Consider the following 18890-nt stretch of genomic DNA (forward strand, 5'->3'; position numbering starts at 1 on the left):
TTTTTTATTTCAGGCCGAAAAATGACTGATTACCTGCTGCTGTTTGTCGGAACTGTACTGGTCAATAACTTTGTACTGGTCAAGTTTCTGGGCCTCTGCCCGTTTATGGGCGTTTCCAAAAAACTGGAAACCGCAATGGGTATGGGCCTTGCCACGACGTTTGTCATGACACTGGCATCCATCTGCGCATGGCTGATTGATACCTGGATCCTAATCCCGCTCAATCTCATCTATCTGCGCACGCTGGCTTTTATTCTGGTTATCGCCGTCGTCGTGCAGTTTACCGAAATGGTTGTGCGCAAAACCAGCCCTGCGCTGTACCGCCTGCTGGGGATCTTCCTACCGCTGATCACGACTAACTGCGCAGTGTTAGGTGTGGCGCTGCTGAACATCAACCTCGGCCATAACTTTTTACAGTCGGCGCTATACGGTTTTTCCGCCGCCGTCGGCTTCTCACTGGTGATGGTACTGTTCGCCGCGATCCGCGAACGCCTCGCCGTGGCGGACGTCCCAGCGCCGTTTCGCGGGAATGCGATTGCGCTGATTACCGCTGGTTTAATGTCATTGGCCTTTATGGGCTTTAGTGGTTTGGTGAAGTTGTAATGAATGCTATCTGGATTGCCGTTGCCGCAGTGAGTGTACTGGGTCTGGCGTTCGGCGCTATTTTGGGGTACGCCTCACGACGTTTTGCCGTTGAAGATGATCCGGTCGTGGAGAAAATTGATGAAATTCTCCCGCAAAGCCAGTGTGGGCAGTGCGGCTATCCGGGCTGTCATCCTTACGCTGAAGCGATCGGCTCTCAGGGTGAAAAAATTAACCGTTGCGCCCCCGGTGGCGAAGCGGTGATGTTAAAAATTGCCGCCCTGCTGAACGTCGATCCGCAGCCTATTGATGGTGATGAACAAGACGTTACGCCGGTGCGTATGCTGGCGGTCATTGATGAAAATAACTGTATCGGGTGCACTAAGTGTATTCAGGCCTGCCCGGTCGATGCGATCGTGGGCGCGACCCGCGCCATGCACACGGTAATGAGCGATCTCTGCACTGGGTGCAACCTGTGTGTTGACCCGTGCCCGACGCAATGCATTGAATTACGCCCGGTAGCCGAGACACCCGATAGCTGGAAATGGGATTTAAACACCATCCCTGTGCGCATCATTCCCGTGGAACAACATGTTTAAGTTATTCTCTGCATTCAGAAAAAATAAAATCTGGGACTTTGATGGTGGCATTCATCCACCAGAAATGAAAACCCAGTCAAACGGAACACCGTTGCGACAGGTTCCGCTGGCACCGCGTTTTGTTATTCCGCTGAAACAACATATTGGTGCGGAGGGTGAACTGTGCGTAAACGTGGGTGACACCGTGCTGCGTGGTCAGGCATTAACCCGCGGGCGTGGCAAAATGCTTCCAGTCCATGCGCCAACATCAGGTACCGTGGTTGCCATTGCCCAGCACTCCACCGCACATCCTTCGGCACTGGCTGAGTTGAGCGTTATCATAGACGCCGATGGCGAAGACCGCTGGATTGAGCGAGACGGCTGGACCGATTACCGCTCCCACAGCCGGGAAGAGCTGATTGCGCGTATTCATCAGTTCGGCGTCGCCGGGCTGGGTGGCGCAGGTTTTCCCACCGGCGTTAAACTGCAGGGCGGCGGAGATAAAATTGAAACGCTGATCATTAACGCCGCTGAATGCGAGCCGTACATTACAGCAGATGACCGCCTGATGCAGGACTGTGCGGCGCAGGTCGTCGAAGGGATCCGCATCCTGGCGCACATTCTTCAGCCACGCGAGATCCTCCTCGGCATAGAAGATAACAAGCCGCAGGCAATATCTATGCTGCGCGCGGTGCTGGCTGATTCACACGACATCAGTTTGCGCGTGATCCCCACTAAGTACCCTTCCGGCGGGGCTAAACAGTTAACACAAATCCTGACTGGCAAGCAGGTTCCCCACGGTGGACGCTCCTCAGATATCGGCGTATTGATGCAAAACGTCGGAACCGCCTATGCAATTAAACGTGCAGTAATTGACGGTGAGCCGATCACCGAACGTGTCGTGACGCTTACCGGTGAGGCCGTCAGCCGTCCTGGCAACGTCTGGGCGCGTTTGGGCACGCCGGTTCGTCATCTGCTCAACGACGCGGGCTTCTGCCCTTCCGCCGACCAGATGGTGATTATGGGCGGACCGCTGATGGGGTTTACGTTGCCATGGCTGGAAGTCCCGGTGGTGAAGATTACCAACTGTCTTCTGGCCCCCTCTGCCAGTGAAATGGGTGAAACGCCGGAAGAGAAAGGCTGCATTCGCTGTAGCGCATGCGCCGATGCCTGTCCGGCGGATCTCCTGCCACAACAGCTTTATTGGTTCAGTAAAGGGCAACAGCACGACAAAGCAACGGCCCACAATATCGCCGACTGCATTGAATGCGGTGCCTGCGCCTGGGTATGCCCAAGCAATATTCCGTTGGTGCAGTATTTCCGCCAGGAAAAAGCCGAGATTTACGCCATTAGCCAGGAAGAAAAACGAGCCGCTGAAGCGAAAGCACGGTTTGAAGCCCGACAGGCGCGCCTTGAACGTGAAAAAGCAGCGCGTCTTGAACGCCATAAGAGCGCCGCTGCTCAACCGGCGGCCAAAGACCATGATGCCATTGCCGCCGCGCTGGCTCGCGTAAAAGAAAAACAGGCTCAGGCGCTGCAGCCGGTAGTAATTCAGGCAGGTGAAAAACCTGACAATAGCGCAGTGATTGCCGCACGCGAGGCGCGTAAGGCGCAAGCTCGTGCTTCCCGTAAGGAAAATTCGCCGCAAAGTGAAGGCAGCAGCACGGGTACAGATCCGCGTAAAGCTGCCGTCGAAGCGGCAATTGCTCGCGCCAAAGCCCGCAAGCTCGAACAGCAGGCTGTACCGGAAACAGCCGAGCCGGTTGATCCACGCAAAGCCGCCGTGGAAGCGGCCATCGCCCGCGCCAAAGCCCGCAAGCTCGAGCAGCAGGCGGTACCGGAAACAGCCGAATCGGTTGATCCGCGTAAAGCCGCCGTAGAAGCGGCCATTGCCCGCGCCAAGGCCCGCAAGCTCGAGCAGCAAGTGGTAACGGAAACAGCCGAGCCGGTTGATCCACGTAAAGCCGCCGTGGAAGCGGCCATTGCCCGCGCCAAGGCCCGCAAGCTCGAGCAGCAAGTGGTAACGGAAACAGCCGAGCCGGTTGATCCACGTAAAGCCGCCGTCGCGGCCGCTATCGCACGCGCTCAGGCAAAGAAAGCCGCACAGCAGCAGGTTGTTAACGAGGAATAAATGGTATTCAGAATAGCAAGCTCCCCTTATACCCATAACCAGCGCCAGACATCACGTATCATGATGTTGGTGTTACTTGCGGCATTGCCGGGGATCGCCGCACAGCTGTGGTTCTTCGGCTGGGGTACGTTGTTCCAGATAGTTCTGGCCGCCATCAGCGCTATCGCCGCCGAAGCGGGCGTGCTTAAACTGCGTAAACAACCCATTGTGCCGATTTTAAAAGACAACTCTGCGTTACTCACCGGGTTGCTGCTGGCCGTGAGTATTCCCCCGCTCGCCCCCTGGTGGATGGTGGTATTGGGCACGGTATTCGCGGTTATCATTGCGAAACAGCTGTATGGCGGTCTCGGTCAGAACCCGTTTAACCCTGCCATGATTGGTTACGTCGTGCTGCTAATCTCATTTCCAGTACAGATGACCAGTTGGCTGCCGCCGCACGAAATTGCGGCTACAGTGCCTGGGTTCTTTGACGCGCTGAACGTTATCCTTAGCGGCCATACCGTCAGCGGTGGGGATATGAATACACTGCGTATGGGCATTGATGGTATCAGCCAGGCAACGCCTCTCGATACCTTTAAGACATCACTGCATGCCGGGCATACCGTTGAACAGGTGATGCAATACCCGATTTACAGCGGTGTGCTGGCAGGCGCGGGCTGGCAGTGGGTTAATCTTGCCTGGCTGGCGGGTGGTATCGTTCTGTTATGGCAGGGGGCGATTCGCTGGCATATCCCGGTTAGCTTCCTGCTGTCGCTCGCCGTTTGCGCCACTCTGGGATGGTTGTTCTCACCTGAGTCACTCGCGTCTCCTCAGTTACACCTGCTTTCCGGCGCAACCATGCTGGGTGCATTTTTTATTCTTACCGACCCCGTTACGGCCTCGACAACTAACCGCGGCCGCCTGATTTTTGGCGCACTTGCGGGGTTGTTAGTATGGTTGATTCGCAGTTTTGGCGGTTATCCTGACGGTGTAGCCTTTTCTGTATTACTGGCAAATATCACGGTTCCCCTGATTGATTATTATACCCGCCCTCGCGTGTACGGACATCGCTAAGGACTCCCAATGCTGAAAACGATTCGTAAACACGGTATTACGCTGGCACTGTTTGCTGCTGGTTCAACGGGATTAACCGCGGCAATCAATCAATTAACCAAGTCCACCATTGATGAACAGGCCGCGCTGCAGCAAAAAGCACTGTTCGATCAGGTGCTACCTGGCGATCGCTACAATAATAACTTGTCTGAGAGCTGTTATCTGGTCAATGCGCAGGCATTGGGCAAAGGTACTCACCGCGTGTATATTGCCCGCCAGGACGACCGTCCCGTTGCAGCAATTCTTGAAGCTACGGCGCCAGATGGGTATTCCGGGGCGATTCAACTGCTGGTCGGTGTCGATTTTACGGGTACCGTGTTGGGTACGCGGGTAACCGAACATCATGAAACCCCGGGACTGGGCGATAAAATCGAACTGCGACTGTCCGACTGGATCACCCACTTTAGCGGCAAAACGATCGCTACGGGTAACGATGCCCACTGGGCTGTGAAAAAAGACGGCGGCGACTTTGACCAGTTTACTGGTGCAACCATTACGCCGCGGGCGGTAGTGAACGCAGTAAAACGCGCCGGTTTGTATGCGCAGACGCTACCCGCGCAGCTTCCTCAACTTAGCGCCTGTGGAGAATAAACCATGAGCGAAATTAAAGACGTTATAGTCCAGGGGTTATGGAAAAATAACTCCGCGCTTGTGCAGCTACTCGGGATGTGTCCGCTGTTGGCTGTTACCTCTACCGCCACTAACGCGCTGGGACTGGGGCTCGCGACGACGCTCGTTCTGACGCTGACCAACCTTACGATTTCGGCCCTTCGTCGCTGGACTCCGCCTGAAATCCGTATTCCAATTTATGTCATGATCATCGCCTCCGTGGTGAGTGCGGTGCAGATGCTGATCAATGCCTATGCCTTTGGCCTGTATCAGTCTCTGGGCATCTTTATCCCGCTGATTGTGACCAACTGTATTGTGGTTGGCCGCGCAGAAGCCTTCGCCGCCAAAAAAGGCCCTGCATTATCCGCACTCGATGGTTTTTCCATCGGTATGGGGGCGACCGGCGCCATGTTTGTTCTGGGCTCGCTGCGTGAAATAATTGGTAACGGTACACTGTTTGATGGCGCAGACGGTTTGTTGGGTAGCTGGGCCAAAGTATTGCGCGTTGAGATCTTCCATACTGATACGCCGTTTCTGCTGGCCATGCTGCCACCAGGCGCGTTTATTGGTCTGGGCTTGATGCTGGCAGTTAAGTATCTGATTGATGAGAGAATGAAGAAACGTCGTGCCGAAGCGGCTGTCGCAGATAGTCCGGCTGGTGAAACAGGGAATGTCTCATGAACAAAGCAAAACGTCTGGAAATACTGACTCGCCTGCGGGATAACAACCCGCATCCGACAACCGAGCTTAATTTTACATCGCCGTTTGAACTGCTGATTTCGGTCTTGCTATCCGCTCAGGCCACCGATGTCAGCGTCAATAAAGCGACGGCTAAACTATACCCCGTCGCCAATACGCCTGCTGCGATGCTGGAGCTCGGAGTTGAAGGTGTTAAGTCCTACATCAAGACAATCGGTTTGTTTAACAGCAAAGCGGAAAACGTAATTAAAACCTGCCGCATTCTGCTGGAACAACATAATGGTGAAGTGCCTGAAGACCGTGCTGCGTTAGAAGCTCTCCCCGGCGTTGGGCGAAAGACAGCAAATGTGGTGTTAAATACCGCCTTTGGCTGGCCCACTATTGCCGTAGATACCCACATTTTCCGGGTATGTAACCGGACACAATTCGCCCCAGGTAAAAACGTCGAGCAGGTAGAAGAGAAGCTACTGAAAGTCGTACCCAGTGAATTTAAAGTCGATTGCCACCACTGGTTGATTCTTCATGGCCGCTACACCTGCATCGCCAGAAAGCCACGTTGTGGTTCCTGTATCATCGAAGATCTCTGCGAATTCAAAGAGAAAGTCGATATCTAATGCTGCCGGGGCATCCTCTTTGCCCCATACATAACGTTTAGTTATGCACTCCCCAATGTTTCTTTTCCCGACAATGATGCCATTCAATTGCTCAAATCTAATGCAATATTCTTGTTAATTAACACCTGAGCAGGTTAATCGTTTTTTTAGCAAAAGAAATTTCTATCTATACGTGATCCAGATCATCCAGCCAACACAATGTTAATAAGTTTTTATTTTTTAGTTAAGGTGACAATTAGATGACCTAACTGCACAGTTTATAAACAAAACATTACACTGCCTATTTTTCAGATAATGGCCTATATCACTGGATTCAACCTTAATTAGCAGAACATATCGCCACATTGCTGTTTTAGCGGTGATTAAACAGTGTAAAAATCTGCCATTTTACAAATGAAGAAATTTAACGCTAGATAACATTTCGCAGCCCCGACGATTTCACCAGCCATGATATATGTAACAGATTATTACAAACCACTTGTCTGAATGGTCAAGATAGTGAACATTACTTGCCGTTTCCCCTCCCACTATAACAATCGGACGGATGAACTTGACTCATCACGTACCTGAACACCCCCGTTGATATGGGATGTAAAAAAAGAGGTAAAAGTGTCTACTGCAAACAATAAACCAACAGAAAGCGTAAGTTTAAACGCCTTCAAACAACCAAAAGCGTTCTATCTCATTTTCTCTATTGAGCTGTGGGAACGTTTTGGTTATTACGGCCTGCAAGGGATTATGGCCGTCTACCTGGTTAAACAGCTGGGTATGTCAGAAGCGGATTCCATCACCCTTTTCTCGTCCTTTAGCGCCCTGGTGTACGGTCTGGTTGCCATTGGCGGCTGGTTAGGTGATAAAGTTCTGGGAACAAAACGTGTCATTATGCTGGGTGCCGTTGTCCTGGCCATCGGTTATGCGTTGGTAGCATGGTCCGGTCACGATGCGGGTATCGTTTATATGGGCATGGCGGCTATCGCGGTCGGTAACGGCCTGTTTAAAGCAAACCCATCCTCCCTGCTCTCTACCTGCTATGCCAAAGATGACCCGCGTCTTGATGGTGCATTTACCATGTACTACATGTCCGTCAACATCGGTTCATTCTTCTCTATGCTGGCAACGCCATGGTTAGCTGCGCGTTACGGCTGGAGCACTGCGTTCGCGCTGAGCGTCGTGGGTATGCTGATTACCGTTGTTAACTTCGCATTCTGTCAGCGCTGGGTTAAACAATACGGTTCTAAACCTGACTTTGAACCAATCAACTTCCGTAACCTGCTGCTGACTATCGTTGGCGTTGTGGTTCTGATCGCGATTGCGACCTGGCTGCTTCACAACCAGCAGATCGCACGTATGGTTCTGGGTGTAATTGCTATCGGTATCGTGTTTATCTTCGGTAAAGAAGCCTTCACCATGAAAGGCGCTGCACGTCGTAAAATGATCGTCGCCTTCATTCTGATGCTGGAAGCGATTATCTTCTTCGTGCTGTACAGCCAGATGCCGACCTCACTGAACTTCTTTGCGATTCGTAACGTTGAGCACTCTATTCTTGGCATTGCTTTCGAACCTGAACAGTACCAGGCGCTGAACCCCTTCTGGATCATCATTGGTAGCCCAATCCTCGCCGCTATCTATAACAAGATGGGCGATACCCTGCCGATGCCGACCAAGTTTGCGATTGGTATGGTGCTGTGTTCCGGTGCATTCCTGATCCTGCCGCTGGGCGCGAAATTCGCTACCGATGCGGGCATCGTTTCCGTTAACTGGCTGATTATCTGCTATGGCCTGCAAAGTATCGGTGAGCTGATGATCTCCGGTCTGGGTCTGGCAATGGTGGCACAGCTGGTTCCGCAACGCCTGATGGGCTTCATCATGGGTAGCTGGTTCCTGACCACTGCCGGTGCAAACATCATCGGTGGCTACGTCGCTAACATGATGGCTGTACCAGAGAATGTGACTGACCCGCTGATGTCCCTTGAAGTCTACGGTCGTGTGTTCCTGCAGATTGGTGTTGCGACGGCTGTTATCGCTGTTCTGATGCTGCTGACGGCTCCGAAACTGAACCGTATGACTCAGGATGACGAAGCCGATGAGAAAGCCGCTAAGGCCGCGACAGCGTAATTCTCAGGGAAACTCATTTTCAGGCCGCTAACTGTTGTTAGCGGCTTTTTTTTTGCATGAGGTAGCACTACCATACGATATACCTCAGCCAAAAGGAGTTACCGATGAAACTGTTCTACAAACCGGGCGCTTGTTCTCTTGCTTCCCACATCACACTTCGTGAGAGCGGTAAAGATTTCACGCTGGATGGTGTTGATCTGATGAAGAAACGTCTGGAAAATGGCGATGATTTTTTCGCGGTAAACCCAAAAGGGCAAGTTCCCGCACTGCTGCTGGATGACGGTACGCTACTTACCGAAGGTGTCGCCATCATGCAATACCTGGCGGACAGCGTGCCAGACCGTCAGCTCCTTGCCCCTACCAGCAGCCTCTCCCGTTACAAAACCATCGAATGGCTTAACTACATTGCGACAGAATTGCATAAAGGCTTTACGCCACTTTTCCGTCCCGATACGCCGGAAGACTTCAAGCCAACCGTTCGCGCGCTGCTGGAGAAAAAAATGCAGTATGTGAACGACTCGCTAAAAGATAACCAATGGATCTGCGGCCCGCGCTTCAGCATCGCCGATGCCTACCTGTTTACCGTACTGCGTTGGGCCTATGCGGTTAAGCTGAATATGGCAGGATTAAGCCATATTGACGCGTATATGGCGCGCATGGCTGAACGCCCGGCGGTTGCCGCGGCGCTTAAAGCAGAAGGGTTAAATTAATTGTTGTTGCCGGGTGGTGCTTGCGCTTGCCCGGCCTACAGCTAAAAATATGCCCGATAAGCGTGAACGCCATCGGGCATTGATTACAGCTGCGTTGCGCTGAAGTAGTGCTCAGGCTTCGCGATGCGATCCTGCGCGGCCACCACCTGCAGCTCATACTCGTGCATCTCTTTAGTGGCGATCATCACTTCGTACACTGCCGCAGTCACATGCTCAAGCGCCTGCTGTAAAGACGCGCCCTGCAACAGTTTCACCAGCAACAAGCCACTGGTAACATCACCCACACCAACCGGTTGACGTGCGCCAAAATCGACCAGCGGGCGACTGATATGCCACGCCTGTTCAGCGGTGACCAACAGCATCTCGAAACGGTCGGTGCTAATACCTGCGCGTGCCAGATGCTTCACCAGTACAATTTCGGGTCCCTGAGCGATCAGTTCACGCGCCGCCGCAACAGCCTCATCAACATTGTTCACCGCATGCTCACACAGAATTTCGAGCTCAACCAAATTCGGGGCAATAATGTCACTAGCTGGAAGCGCATGACGAACATGAAATTCCGCCACACCCGGAGCTACGATACATCCCTTTTCAGGGTGTCCCATCACCGGATCGCAAAAGTATTTTGCCTGCGGGTTGGCCGCTTTTACTTTACGTACAATACCCAGAATATGCTCGCCCTGTTCAGCTGAGCCAAGATAGCCGCTCAGTACTGCGTCACAGGTCTGGAGTTTATCAATATCAGCAATGCCCTGGACAATTTCAGTCAGGTGGCTCGGCGGCATAACACAACCGGTCCATTTGCCATACTGCGTGTGGTTTGAAAACTGGACGGTATTCAACGGCCAGACGTTTGCGCCAAGACGACGCATCGGAAATTCTGCTGCACTGTTGCCCGCATGGCCAAAAACAACGTGGGACTGGATGGCGAGGATATTCTTCATTTTACTTACCACAACCCTGAAAAAATAAAGGGGCGTAGTTTCCCACGCCCCTGCTAACGCAATCTTACTTCCAGCAAATCAGACAATAGTTCTTCTTGCCACGGCGCAGTAAGGTATAGCGCCCGAACAGGATATCACTCTCCTGGAAGAAATATTCCGGATCGGACTGCTTCTCACCGTTGATGGTCACCGCGTTAGACGCAATGGTCTTACGGGCCTGACCGCGAGAAGGTTGCAGCTCGGAGTCTACCAGCGCCTGCATCAAATCGGCACCTTTGTCCATCTCGATCATCGGCACGCCATCCTGCGCCAACTGTTCGAAATCTGCTTCACTCAAATCGCTGAGATTGCCATTGAACAAGCTTTCGGTAATGCGTTTTGCCGCGACCAGACCTTCTTCACCGTGAACCAGACGCGTAACCTGTTCGGCCAGAACATACTGGGCACGCGGCGCTTTACCGCTGTTTTTATCTTCTTCTTCCAGCGCATTGATCTCTTCAATATCCATGAAAGTGAAGAATTTCAGGAAGCGATAAACGTCCGCATCGGCGGTGTTGATCCAGAACTGGTAGAATTTGTACGGACTGGTTTTCTTCGGATCCAGCCACACTGCGCCGCCTTCCGTCTTACCGAATTTGGTGCCATCAGCTTTAGTAATCAGTGGTACGGTCAGACCAAACACCTGATTCTGGTGCAGACGACGGGTCAAATCGATACCCGAAGTAATGTTACCCCACTGGTCAGAACCACCAATCTGCAGTGCCACGCCGTGCAGCTTATTCAGGCAGGCAAAGTCATAACCCTGCAGCAGGTTGTAAGAAAACTCGGTAAAGGAGATCCCCTGATCGTCACGGTTCAGACGCTGCTTAACCGCTTCTTTGTTGATCATCTGGTTAACGGAGAAGTGTTTGCCGATATCACGCAGGAAAGTCAGTACGTTCATACCGCCAAACCAGTCGTAGTTGTTCGCAGCAATCGCCGAGTTGTCGCCACAGTCGAAATCGAGGAACGGTGCAACCTGTTTGCGGATTTTATCCACCCACTCCTGCACAGTGTCTTCGGTATTCAGTTTACGCTCGGCGGCTTTAAAGCTCGGGTCACCAATCAGACCGGTTGCGCCACCTACCAGTGCGACAGGCTTATGGCCTGCCTGCTGGAAGCGTTTCAGGCATAACAATGGAACCAGATGCCCCAAATGCAAGCTGTCAGCGGTAGGATCGAAGCCGCAATAGAGCGCGATCGGGCCTTGCGCCAGTCGCTCTGCTAACGCTTCCTCGTCCGTCACCTGGGCCACCAGCCCCCGCTCTTGCAATTGTTTAATCAAGTTACTGCTTGCCATCAAAATCTCCATGTATAAAACGACTGCACCTTTGCCGGTACACGACTTTTCGCCTGATGCGAAAGAAACATAGAATAAAGCGCCGGATTGATCAGCACCAGCGCTTAAAACAAGAAATTTGCATCTTTAGGGGGCCAGGCGATCAATTTTCCACGCGTTATCTTCGCGTTGGTATAAAAAACGATCGTGTAAGCGGTTTTCACCACCTTGCCAGAACTCCATTTGCTCAATACTCACGCGAAAGCCGCCCCAGAAACTTGGCAGCGGAACTTCTCCTTGCTGAAACTTCTGCTTCAACTCGAGAAATTTACTTTCAAGAATACCACGAGCTGAGATCCGGCTGGATTGCTTAGAGACCCAGGCGCCAATCTGGCTATCGCGTGGGCGACTGTGGAAGTATTTCACTACTTCTAACGTGGAGAGACGCTCAGCCTTGCCGATCACCATCACCTGCCGTTCCAGCGTATGCCAGGGAAATAAAAGGCTGATGCGTGGATTTTTCTCGATCTGATGCGCCTTACGGCTGCCAAGGTTGGTATAGAACACCAGCCCTTTGTCATCATAATGTTTGAGTAACACGATACGCTGATACGGCTGGCCATTTTCATCGACGGTCGCAACGACCATCGCGGTGGGATCGGCCAGTTTGGCGTCACAGGCTTGCCCCAGCCAGCGCTCAAACAGCGCAAGGGGTTCGGCGGGAAGATCGCGGCGGCGAAGACCGCCTTTCGTGTATTCACGGCGCAGATGCGCGATTTGCTGCAATTCGTCGTTATCAGACATGATGTTGGGCTACGGATTGTCAGTGGGTGACGCTATTGTGCGCCGCCCAGGTGAAAATCTCAACGCTTCGGGTTCTGTAACTGACAGTTATTTAGCACAATTCTGTCTCGTTTATAGACCGTTGCCTCGTCGCCTTTAGACCAGAAAACGTAGATCCCATCGGTATAGCGCGCACCTGATGCCGACACGCCCTGTTTGAGGTTCAATAGCTGATTATCATAAACAAAGCTTGCCGTCTGGCGGGTATTGTTCAGCTTGACGGTAAGCGGTTTTTCGTCGCAGCGGTATTCGAGCGTATCCGTTTGCATACGCTCAACAAATTGGTTGTATACGCTACACCCGCTAAGCAGTACCGGCAGACACACTAACAATAGTTTTTTCATAGCCATATCCTGAAGACTTTCCTGGTCCCGGAGGGTAATGGAACCCTCCCTAATATCCCTAGTTTACCGGCATACAGTGCTGAATAATTTCAGTTAACTCTGAGTTCGTGGATTAGCAGGATAAATAGCCCCTAAAACGCTCGGCTCTGATGCGCCAGTCACGGAAGGCAGATTTCCAGGTAATCCGGCCAGTGTCCGCCACGCCAGCCAGGCAAAGGCTAACGCTTCCATATCATCGCCGCTGATCCCGGCTTCATCCGTTGAGGTGACCTCTGTTCCCGGCAATAGTGCCGCCAGACGCATCATCAGCAGCGGATTACGGCTTCCTCCACCGCAGACCATGAGCCGTTCACAGCCGCCACTTAGCAAGACCTGCTCTGAAATGGTCACCGCGGTCAGTTCGGCAAGCGTCGCCTGCACATCCCGTGGACTAATCCCCGGGAACTGCACCAGATGACGTTCTATCCAGCCATAATTGAAATACTCACGACCAGTGCTTTTCGGCGCAGGCGCGGAGAAATAAGGGTCGTTAAGCATATTTTGCAGTAACGGCAGGATAACCCTTCCCGAAATGGCCCACTGCGCATCTTTGTCGTAAGGTTGACCGCATTGCCGCCAGATCCAGGCATCCATCAGCATATTGCCCGGCCCGGTGTCGTATCCGCGAACGGGTTGTTGCGGAATAAGCAGAGACAGATTGGCAATCCCGCCGATGTTTAACACCATCCGCCGTTCCGTTGGATGTGCCAGCAGTGCCTGATGAAACGCGGGAACGAGCGGAGCACCCTGCCCGCCAAGGGCGATATCACGTCGACGAAAATCGCCGACTACGGTTATCCCTGTACGCGCAACAATCTGGTTGTTATCGCCAATTTGCAGCGTGTGTGGCGCAGCACCGTTAGGTTCATGCCACACGGTTTGCCCGTGGCAACCAATCGCAACGATATCCTGCGGTTTCAATTTTTCTTGCGCCAATAACGCATTCACTGCCTCAGCAAATAAATAACCGAGTTGTGCGTCCAACTGACCAAACTGAGAAAGTGTAAGCTGCTGCCCCTGGCAGATATCCAGAATCGCTTGTTTAACATGAATGGGGATGGGCCAGGTCAGACTCGCCTGCTGCGCAACCATCGTTTCATCTATTGTCGCCAGCACAACATCGACGCCATCAAGGCTGGTTCCAGACATTACACCGATAAAACGGCCCGATTTCATAGGTCATCCTTTTAAGCAAATTAGCCTTGACACTCAACCATAAAGTGTCGACTAATGCCATGCTTGCTTAATGATTTTTGGTGGCTAATCATTACAATGATCGTTTAATTACATCAATTACATGAATGATTCGTTTATACTCGGTTGATCCGATTTCGGTTAAGATTTTCATATTGTTCCAGTAGAACATGTGACCTTAGGCTCACAAATGCCATATAATTTAACCATGAAGGGTGCTTTATTAGCGTTTCGTGGTGACAAAGGAGATTTGTAAATGATTAAACGTGTGCTGATTGTTTCATTAATGGGCGTATCTTTAGCGGGTTGCGTTAACAATGATAGCCTTTCAGGTGACGTGTATACCGCATCCGAAGCGAAACAAGTTCAGAACGTTACCTACGGTACGATTGTTCATGTTCGTCCGGTGCAAATCCAGGGTGGCGATGACGCAAACGTGATTGGTGCTATTGGTGGTGCGGTACTCGGCGGGTTCCTCGGTAACACCGTCGGCGGTGGTACGGGTCGTTCATTAGCGACGGCTGCAGGCGCAGTTGCCGGTGGCGTAGCGGGTCAAGGCGTACAAGGTGCGATGAATAAAACCCAGGGTGTGGAACTGGAAATCCGTAAGGATGATGGTAATACCATCATGGTGGTTCAGAAACAGGGTGCGACCAAGTTTTCAGCCGGCCAGCGCGTTGTTATGGCTAACAACGGCAGCCAGGTTACCGTGTCTCCACGCTAATCAAATTCACGTGTGGTCAGACCCTGGCCACACGTCATTTTTTGCTTCAGCCCTGTGACTGCAGCTCAATAATATTGTGTTCCAGCCTGGCGACCAGTTTAATCAGCAGATCAATTTCCTCAGCTGAAATCCCTTCCAAAATTTCTCCACGCGTCTTGTTGATAACCGCTTCCATATCAGCGATCAGCGGCTCTGCTTTTTCTGTCAGTTTAATTCTCTTTGCCCGGCGATCGCTGGCGCAAGTCTGTCGTGAAATGAGTCCCTTTTCCTCTAACTGGTCAAGCGTACGTACCAACGAAGGCTGCTCGATGCCAATCGCTTTAGCCAACTGAATCTGCGATTGATCCGGCGGCAACTGATGAATGTTGTGCAGCGTAACCCAATGCGTCTGCGTCAACTCCAGAGGTTTCAGGCGATGGTCAATCAGAGCACGCCAAATGCGCACCAACCGTGCCAGATCAGAACCTAATGGCGATTCCAATTTCATCTCCTTATAATTAGCTTGCTAAGTTATTGTACTGATTTTAGAATAGTGTGCAGCATTTGTATTCCCAAAACAAATGTATTGCCAAATTTGCTTACCGGCTGACATTTTTTCAGACATTATGCGTTACGGAGACTCATTGTCTCTTTTTTGCTAAACCTATAGCAATGCTCTCTTCCGCCAAGGATTTTGCCCGTGAAGTTTATGTTTAATGCAACAGGATTGCCCCTACAAGATTTAATGATCGGCGCATCTATCTACTTCCCTCCTGTTTTCAAGGCGATTGTAGCAGGATTTATTCTCTGGCTGGTTGTTCATCGCCTACTGCGCGACTGGATTTACTCTGGCGAAATCTGGCATCCCTTGTTAATGGATCTGTCACTCTTTACGCTTTGCGTATGTCTGGCCTTTGTTATGCTGATAGCGTGGTGATTATGTCGCTTAAAACCGTTAAATACTTCTCCACTATTATAGTCGCTGCAATCGCAGTTTTCGCCGGGTGGTGGATGTGGAATTACTATATGCAATCGCCCTGGACACGTGATGGCAAAGTGCGAGCTGAGCAGGTCAGCATTACGCCACAGGTGTCAGGTAGCATTAGCGAACTCTATATAAAAGATAACCAGTTTGTGAATAAAGGCGATGTCCTTTTTATTATCGACAAGACGCCATTTCACATTGCTGAACTGAATGCGCAAGCGCAACTTGCAAAAGCGCAGTCTGACCTGGCGAAAGCCAGTAACGAAGCCAACCGCCGCCGTCATTTATCGCAAAATTACATCTCAGCCGAGGATCTGGATACCGCAAATCTCAACGTGAAAGCCATGCAGGCGAGTGTTGAAGCAGCAGAGGCCAGTCTGCGCCAGGCACAGTGGCAATTGACGCAAACGGTGGTCAAAGCCCCCGTAGCGGGCTGGGTCACCAATCTTTCAACCCGTACCGGAGACTACGCTTCAACCGGGAAGCCTCTGTTTGCTCTCGTCGACAGTCACTCTTTTTATGTGATGGGGTATTTTGAAGAAACTAAGTTGCGCCACATTCGCGAAGGTGCACCTGCCCTCATCACGCTCTACAGCGGCAATATAAAGTTACAGGGTCACGTTTCCAGTATTGGTCGTGCTATCTATGATCAAAGTGTGGAAAGTGATTCCGGCCTGATTCCAGATATCAAGCCCAACGTGCCGTGGGTGCGTCTGGCGCAGCGTATCCCGGTACGCATCGAATTCGACGCCCTGCCGCGGGATGTCACGCTGGTATCAGGTACAACCTGCAGTGTATCCATCGGCCAGCGTAAATGAAACTACCTCGCCTGACACCTGGCAATTTGCCGTGGTTTAAAGCCACGGCGGCACAGTGGCGTTATGCGCTGCGTAACACCATTGCGATGTGTCTGGCGTTAACTTTTGCTTATTATCTGAATCTGGACGAACCCTATTGGGCGATGACCTCAGCGGCGGTGGTCAGTTTTCCCACCGTTGGCGGGGTTATCAGCAAAAGTCTGGGTCGCGTGGCAGGTAGCTTACTGGGTGCCACCGCCGCATTGATTATTGCCGGTCATACCCTTAATGAGCCGTGGTTATTCTTGCTGAGCATGTCGGTGTGGATCGGTTTTTGTACCTGGGCCTGTGCGCATTTCACCAATAACGTTGCCTACGCCTTTCAACTGGCGGGTTATACGGCGGCGATCATTGCGTTTCCCATGGTCAATACCGTGGAAATTACGCAGTTATGGGATATCGCGCAGGCACGCGTGTGTGAAGTCATCGTCGGTATCTTGTGTGGCGGTGTGATGATGATGATCCTGCCCAGCACCTCCGATGGCATCACGTTACTGACTGCATTGAAAAACATGCATTCACGTTTACTGGAACATGCCAGCCTACTCTGGCAACCAGAAACCACGGACGCCATTCGCACAGCCCATGAAGGTGTTATCGGTCAGATTCTTACCATGAACCTGCTGCGTATTCAGGCGTTCTGGAGCCACTACCGTTTTCGCCGACAAAATGCTTTGCTCAATTCGCTGTTGCATCAGCAGTTAAGGATGACCAGTGTGATTTCCAGTCTGCGCAGGATGCTGCTGAACTGGCCTAATCCCCCGTCCAATACCCGGGAAATTATCGAACAGTTGCTCAGCGAACTGATAAAATCCAATGCTAATAGCTACACCGTTGCACGTATTATTGCCCCACTGCGACCCGTCGATGCACGCGACTATCGACACGTCGCCTTCTGGCAACGACTGCGTTATTTTTGTCGGCTCTATCTGCGCAGCAGTCATTATCTGCATTTACTGGAAAATGGCGTTACCGCCGAGCGTATTAATATCGTCCGCACGCCGGGGCTTGCCCGTCATACCGATAATGCGGAAGCTATCTGGAGCGGGTTACGTACGTTCTGCACTTTGATGCTTATCGGCGCATGGAGCATTGGCGCACAATGGGAATCAGGCTCTGGCGCACTCACGCTCGCCGCCATCAGCAGCGTGCTGTATTCCGCCGTTGCCACGCCGTTCAAGTCGCTTTCTTTGCTGATGCGCACACTGGTTCTGCTGTCGCTGTTTAGCTTTGTGGTTAAGTTTGGCCTAATGGTCCAAATTTCCGACCTCTGGCAATTCATTCTTTTTCTCTTCCCGCTACTCGCCACCATGCAACTGTTGAAGCTGCAAATGCCAGCCCTGGCAGGTCTTTGGGGGCAACTGATTGTATTTATGGGTTCGTTTATCGCGGTGACCAATCCGCCGGTATATGATTTTGCTGATTTCCTGAATGACAATATGGCGAAAATCACTGGTGTGGCGCTGTCATGGCTGGCCTTCGCCATTCTGCGGCCCGGATCGGATGCCCGGAAAAGTCGCCGTCATATTCGCGCCCTGCGCCGGGATTTTGTCGATCAGCTCAGCCGACACCCATCACTCAGTGAAAACGAATTTGAATCGCTGACCTATCATCACGTCAGCCAGCTCAGCAGCAGTCAGGACGCGCTGGCGCGACGCTGGTTATTACGTTGGGGGGTCGTATTGCTGAACTGCTCGCACGTGGTGTGGCAACTGCGCACCTGGGAGGCGCGTTCGGATCCGCTGGCTCGCGTCAGGGACGTGTGTATCTCTCTGCTGCGCGATGTAATGAGCGAACGTGGCGTCCAGCAACGACCACTGAATGCCACGCTGAGTGAGCTACAACGCATCTGCGATACGCTTGCCCACCATCATCAACCTGCTGCACAGGAGTTATCGGCATTGGTCTGGCGGCTACACTGCTCGCTTTCACAACTCGAACAGGCGCCACCGCCGGGCACTCTCAGTAGTTGATTATTTGATAACACCACAGGCGTAGCGCGCTCCGCCACCGCCAAGCGGTTTCGGTTGATCGGACATATTATCGCCGCCCACATGGATCATCAGCGCTTTGCCTTTAACCTCATCGAGCGTTTTGAGGCGCGGCGCAATGATCGGTGTTGTGGCGTTTCCGTCGTTATTCACCACCAGCAGCGGCAGGTCACCCATATGACCTGCGCCTTCCGGGCCTTCGTGTTTGCCGGTTTGGTGCGGATCATAATGGCCTCCAGCCGATTCCGCGGCTGAGGCTTTCCCTTCTTTAATCGCCGGTTGGCAGCTGCCGTTCATATGCACATGGAAACCATGTTCTCCCGGCGGCAACGCTTTCAGATCGGGCGAAAACTCCAGCCCCTTTGCGGTTTCAGCAATAGTGACCGTACCAATCGCCTGGCCAACGCCTTGCGACGTGACCAGATTCATCGTCACTTTTTCTTCAATGGCAGCCTGCGCACCTGCACAGGCGAGTAGAGTGATGATGGCCAAACTCAAACGCTTCATAAGACCTCCGTCCAAAAGGTGTCTGATTGTTAAGT

The 18890-nt window shown here is 52.1% G+C and carries 19 protein-coding genes and 1 pseudogene; 13 read left to right on the plus strand and 7 right to left on the minus strand.

Annotated features, from left to right (window positions below; genetic code table 11):
* The first annotated feature begins 21 nt into the window (after positions 1 to 21).
* The 9 genes from rsxA to gstA all read left to right on the plus strand — a co-directional run bounded on the left by rsxA (position 22) and on the right by gstA (position 9130).
* Positions 22 to 603 carry an electron transport complex subunit RsxA gene (gene rsxA / locus OGX67_RS16910; RefSeq protein ID WP_003029144.1) on the plus strand — a complete coding sequence of 194 codons (582 nt, stop codon included), beginning with the start codon at positions 22 to 24 and terminating at the stop codon, positions 601 to 603.
* Positions 603 to 1181 carry an electron transport complex subunit RsxB gene (gene rsxB, locus OGX67_RS16915; RefSeq protein ID WP_003029148.1) on the plus strand — a complete coding sequence of 193 codons (579 nt, stop codon included), beginning with the start codon at positions 603 to 605 and terminating at the stop codon, positions 1179 to 1181. The genes rsxA and rsxB overlap by 1 nt, the downstream gene beginning before the upstream one ends.
* Complete coding sequence (rsxC, locus tag OGX67_RS16920) at positions 1174 to 3291, plus strand: electron transport complex subunit RsxC (protein ID WP_268044086.1); 2118 nt, start codon at positions 1174 to 1176, stop codon at positions 3289 to 3291. Before rsxB ends, rsxC begins: the two co-directional genes overlap by 8 nt.
* Positions 3292 to 4344, plus strand: coding sequence for an electron transport complex subunit RsxD (rsxD, locus tag OGX67_RS16925; protein WP_257651461.1), 1053 nt, complete (start codon positions 3292 to 3294; stop codon positions 4342 to 4344).
* A 9-nt stretch (positions 4345 to 4353) separates the two neighbouring features.
* Positions 4354 to 4974: an electron transport complex subunit RsxG gene (gene rsxG / locus OGX67_RS16930; RefSeq protein ID WP_003029155.1), complete on the plus strand. Its 621-nt coding sequence runs from the start codon at positions 4354 to 4356 to the stop codon at positions 4972 to 4974.
* 3 nt (positions 4975 to 4977) lie between these two features.
* The gene (locus OGX67_RS16935; RefSeq protein WP_032949225.1) at positions 4978 to 5673 is read left to right on the plus strand and encodes an electron transport complex subunit E; all 696 of its coding nucleotides are present in this window, start codon (positions 4978 to 4980) and stop codon (positions 5671 to 5673) included.
* Positions 5670 to 6305, plus strand: coding sequence for an endonuclease III (nth, locus tag OGX67_RS16940; protein WP_003029161.1), 636 nt, complete (start codon positions 5670 to 5672; stop codon positions 6303 to 6305). The genes OGX67_RS16935 and nth overlap by 4 nt, the downstream gene beginning before the upstream one ends.
* Before the next feature lie 609 nt (positions 6306 to 6914).
* On the plus strand, positions 6915 to 8420 hold the full coding sequence (dtpA, locus tag OGX67_RS16945; protein ID WP_003029162.1) for a dipeptide/tripeptide permease DtpA: 1506 nt from the start codon (positions 6915 to 6917) through the stop codon (positions 8418 to 8420).
* Between the two features lie 104 nt (positions 8421 to 8524).
* Positions 8525 to 9130, plus strand: coding sequence for a glutathione transferase GstA (gstA, locus tag OGX67_RS16950; protein WP_003029164.1), 606 nt, complete (start codon positions 8525 to 8527; stop codon positions 9128 to 9130).
* Positions 9131 to 9213: 83 nt separating this feature from the next.
* Here the strand turns inward: gstA and pdxY are convergent, their stop codons facing one another.
* The 5 genes from pdxY to anmK form a co-directional block, all read right to left on the minus strand.
* Positions 9214 to 10074 carry a pyridoxal kinase PdxY gene (gene pdxY, locus OGX67_RS16955; protein WP_003843540.1) on the minus strand — a complete coding sequence of 287 codons (861 nt, stop codon included), beginning with the start codon at positions 10072 to 10074 and terminating at the stop codon, positions 9214 to 9216.
* Positions 10075 to 10138: 64 nt separating this feature from the next.
* Positions 10139 to 11413, minus strand: coding sequence for a tyrosine--tRNA ligase (gene tyrS, locus OGX67_RS16960; protein WP_003029168.1), 1275 nt, complete (start codon positions 11411 to 11413; stop codon positions 10139 to 10141).
* A gap of 126 nt (positions 11414 to 11539) precedes the next feature.
* Positions 11540 to 12196, minus strand: a complete 657-nt coding sequence (gene pdxH, locus OGX67_RS16965) for a pyridoxamine 5'-phosphate oxidase (protein ID WP_003029169.1) — start codon at positions 12194 to 12196, stop codon at positions 11540 to 11542.
* 59 nt (positions 12197 to 12255) lie between these two features.
* Positions 12256 to 12585, minus strand: a complete 330-nt coding sequence (mliC, locus tag OGX67_RS16970) for a C-type lysozyme inhibitor (protein ID WP_003029170.1) — start codon at positions 12583 to 12585, stop codon at positions 12256 to 12258.
* An 87-nt stretch (positions 12586 to 12672) separates the two neighbouring features.
* Entirely contained in the window at positions 12673 to 13794 is a 1122-nt protein-coding gene (gene anmK, locus OGX67_RS16975; RefSeq protein ID WP_071697168.1) for an anhydro-N-acetylmuramic acid kinase, read from the minus strand.
* A 274-nt stretch (positions 13795 to 14068) separates the two neighbouring features.
* Between anmK and slyB the strand changes: the two genes are divergently transcribed.
* On the plus strand, positions 14069 to 14536 hold the full coding sequence (gene slyB, locus OGX67_RS16980; protein WP_003029175.1) for an outer membrane lipoprotein SlyB: 468 nt from the start codon (positions 14069 to 14071) through the stop codon (positions 14534 to 14536).
* 46 nt (positions 14537 to 14582) lie between these two features.
* Here the strand turns inward: slyB and slyA are convergent, their stop codons facing one another.
* Complete coding sequence (gene slyA / locus OGX67_RS16985) at positions 14583 to 15023, minus strand: transcriptional regulator SlyA (RefSeq protein ID WP_019076732.1); 441 nt, start codon at positions 15021 to 15023, stop codon at positions 14583 to 14585.
* A 192-nt stretch (positions 15024 to 15215) separates the two neighbouring features.
* On the opposite strand from slyA, the gene OGX67_RS16990 reads away from it, so the two are divergent.
* From OGX67_RS16990 to OGX67_RS17000, 3 genes and pseudogenes are all read left to right on the plus strand, one after another.
* A complete protein-coding gene (locus OGX67_RS16990) occupies positions 15216 to 15452 on the plus strand; it encodes a DUF1656 domain-containing protein (RefSeq protein ID WP_268044077.1) in 237 nt (78 codons plus the stop codon).
* Between the two features lie 2 nt (positions 15453 to 15454).
* Entirely contained in the window at positions 15455 to 16318 is an 864-nt protein-coding gene (locus tag OGX67_RS16995) for an efflux RND transporter periplasmic adaptor subunit (protein ID WP_071697169.1), read from the plus strand.
* Positions 16315 to 18355, plus strand: a pseudogene (locus tag OGX67_RS17000) (FUSC family protein). The gene OGX67_RS16995 and the pseudogene OGX67_RS17000 overlap by 4 nt, the downstream one beginning before the upstream one ends.
* On the opposite strand, the gene sodC reads toward OGX67_RS17000, so the two are convergent.
* On the minus strand, positions 18331 to 18855 hold the full coding sequence (sodC, locus tag OGX67_RS17005) for a superoxide dismutase [Cu-Zn] SodC (protein WP_257651459.1): 525 nt from the start codon (positions 18853 to 18855) through the stop codon (positions 18331 to 18333). The pseudogene OGX67_RS17000 and the gene sodC overlap by 25 nt on opposite strands.
* Positions 18856 to 18890 lie beyond the last annotated feature (35 nt).

Origin of the sequence: Citrobacter sp. Cf118, assembly GCF_030334095.1 — a bacterium.
In the GTDB taxonomy this organism is placed as follows: Bacteria; Pseudomonadota; Gammaproteobacteria; order Enterobacterales; family Enterobacteriaceae; genus Citrobacter; species Citrobacter freundii.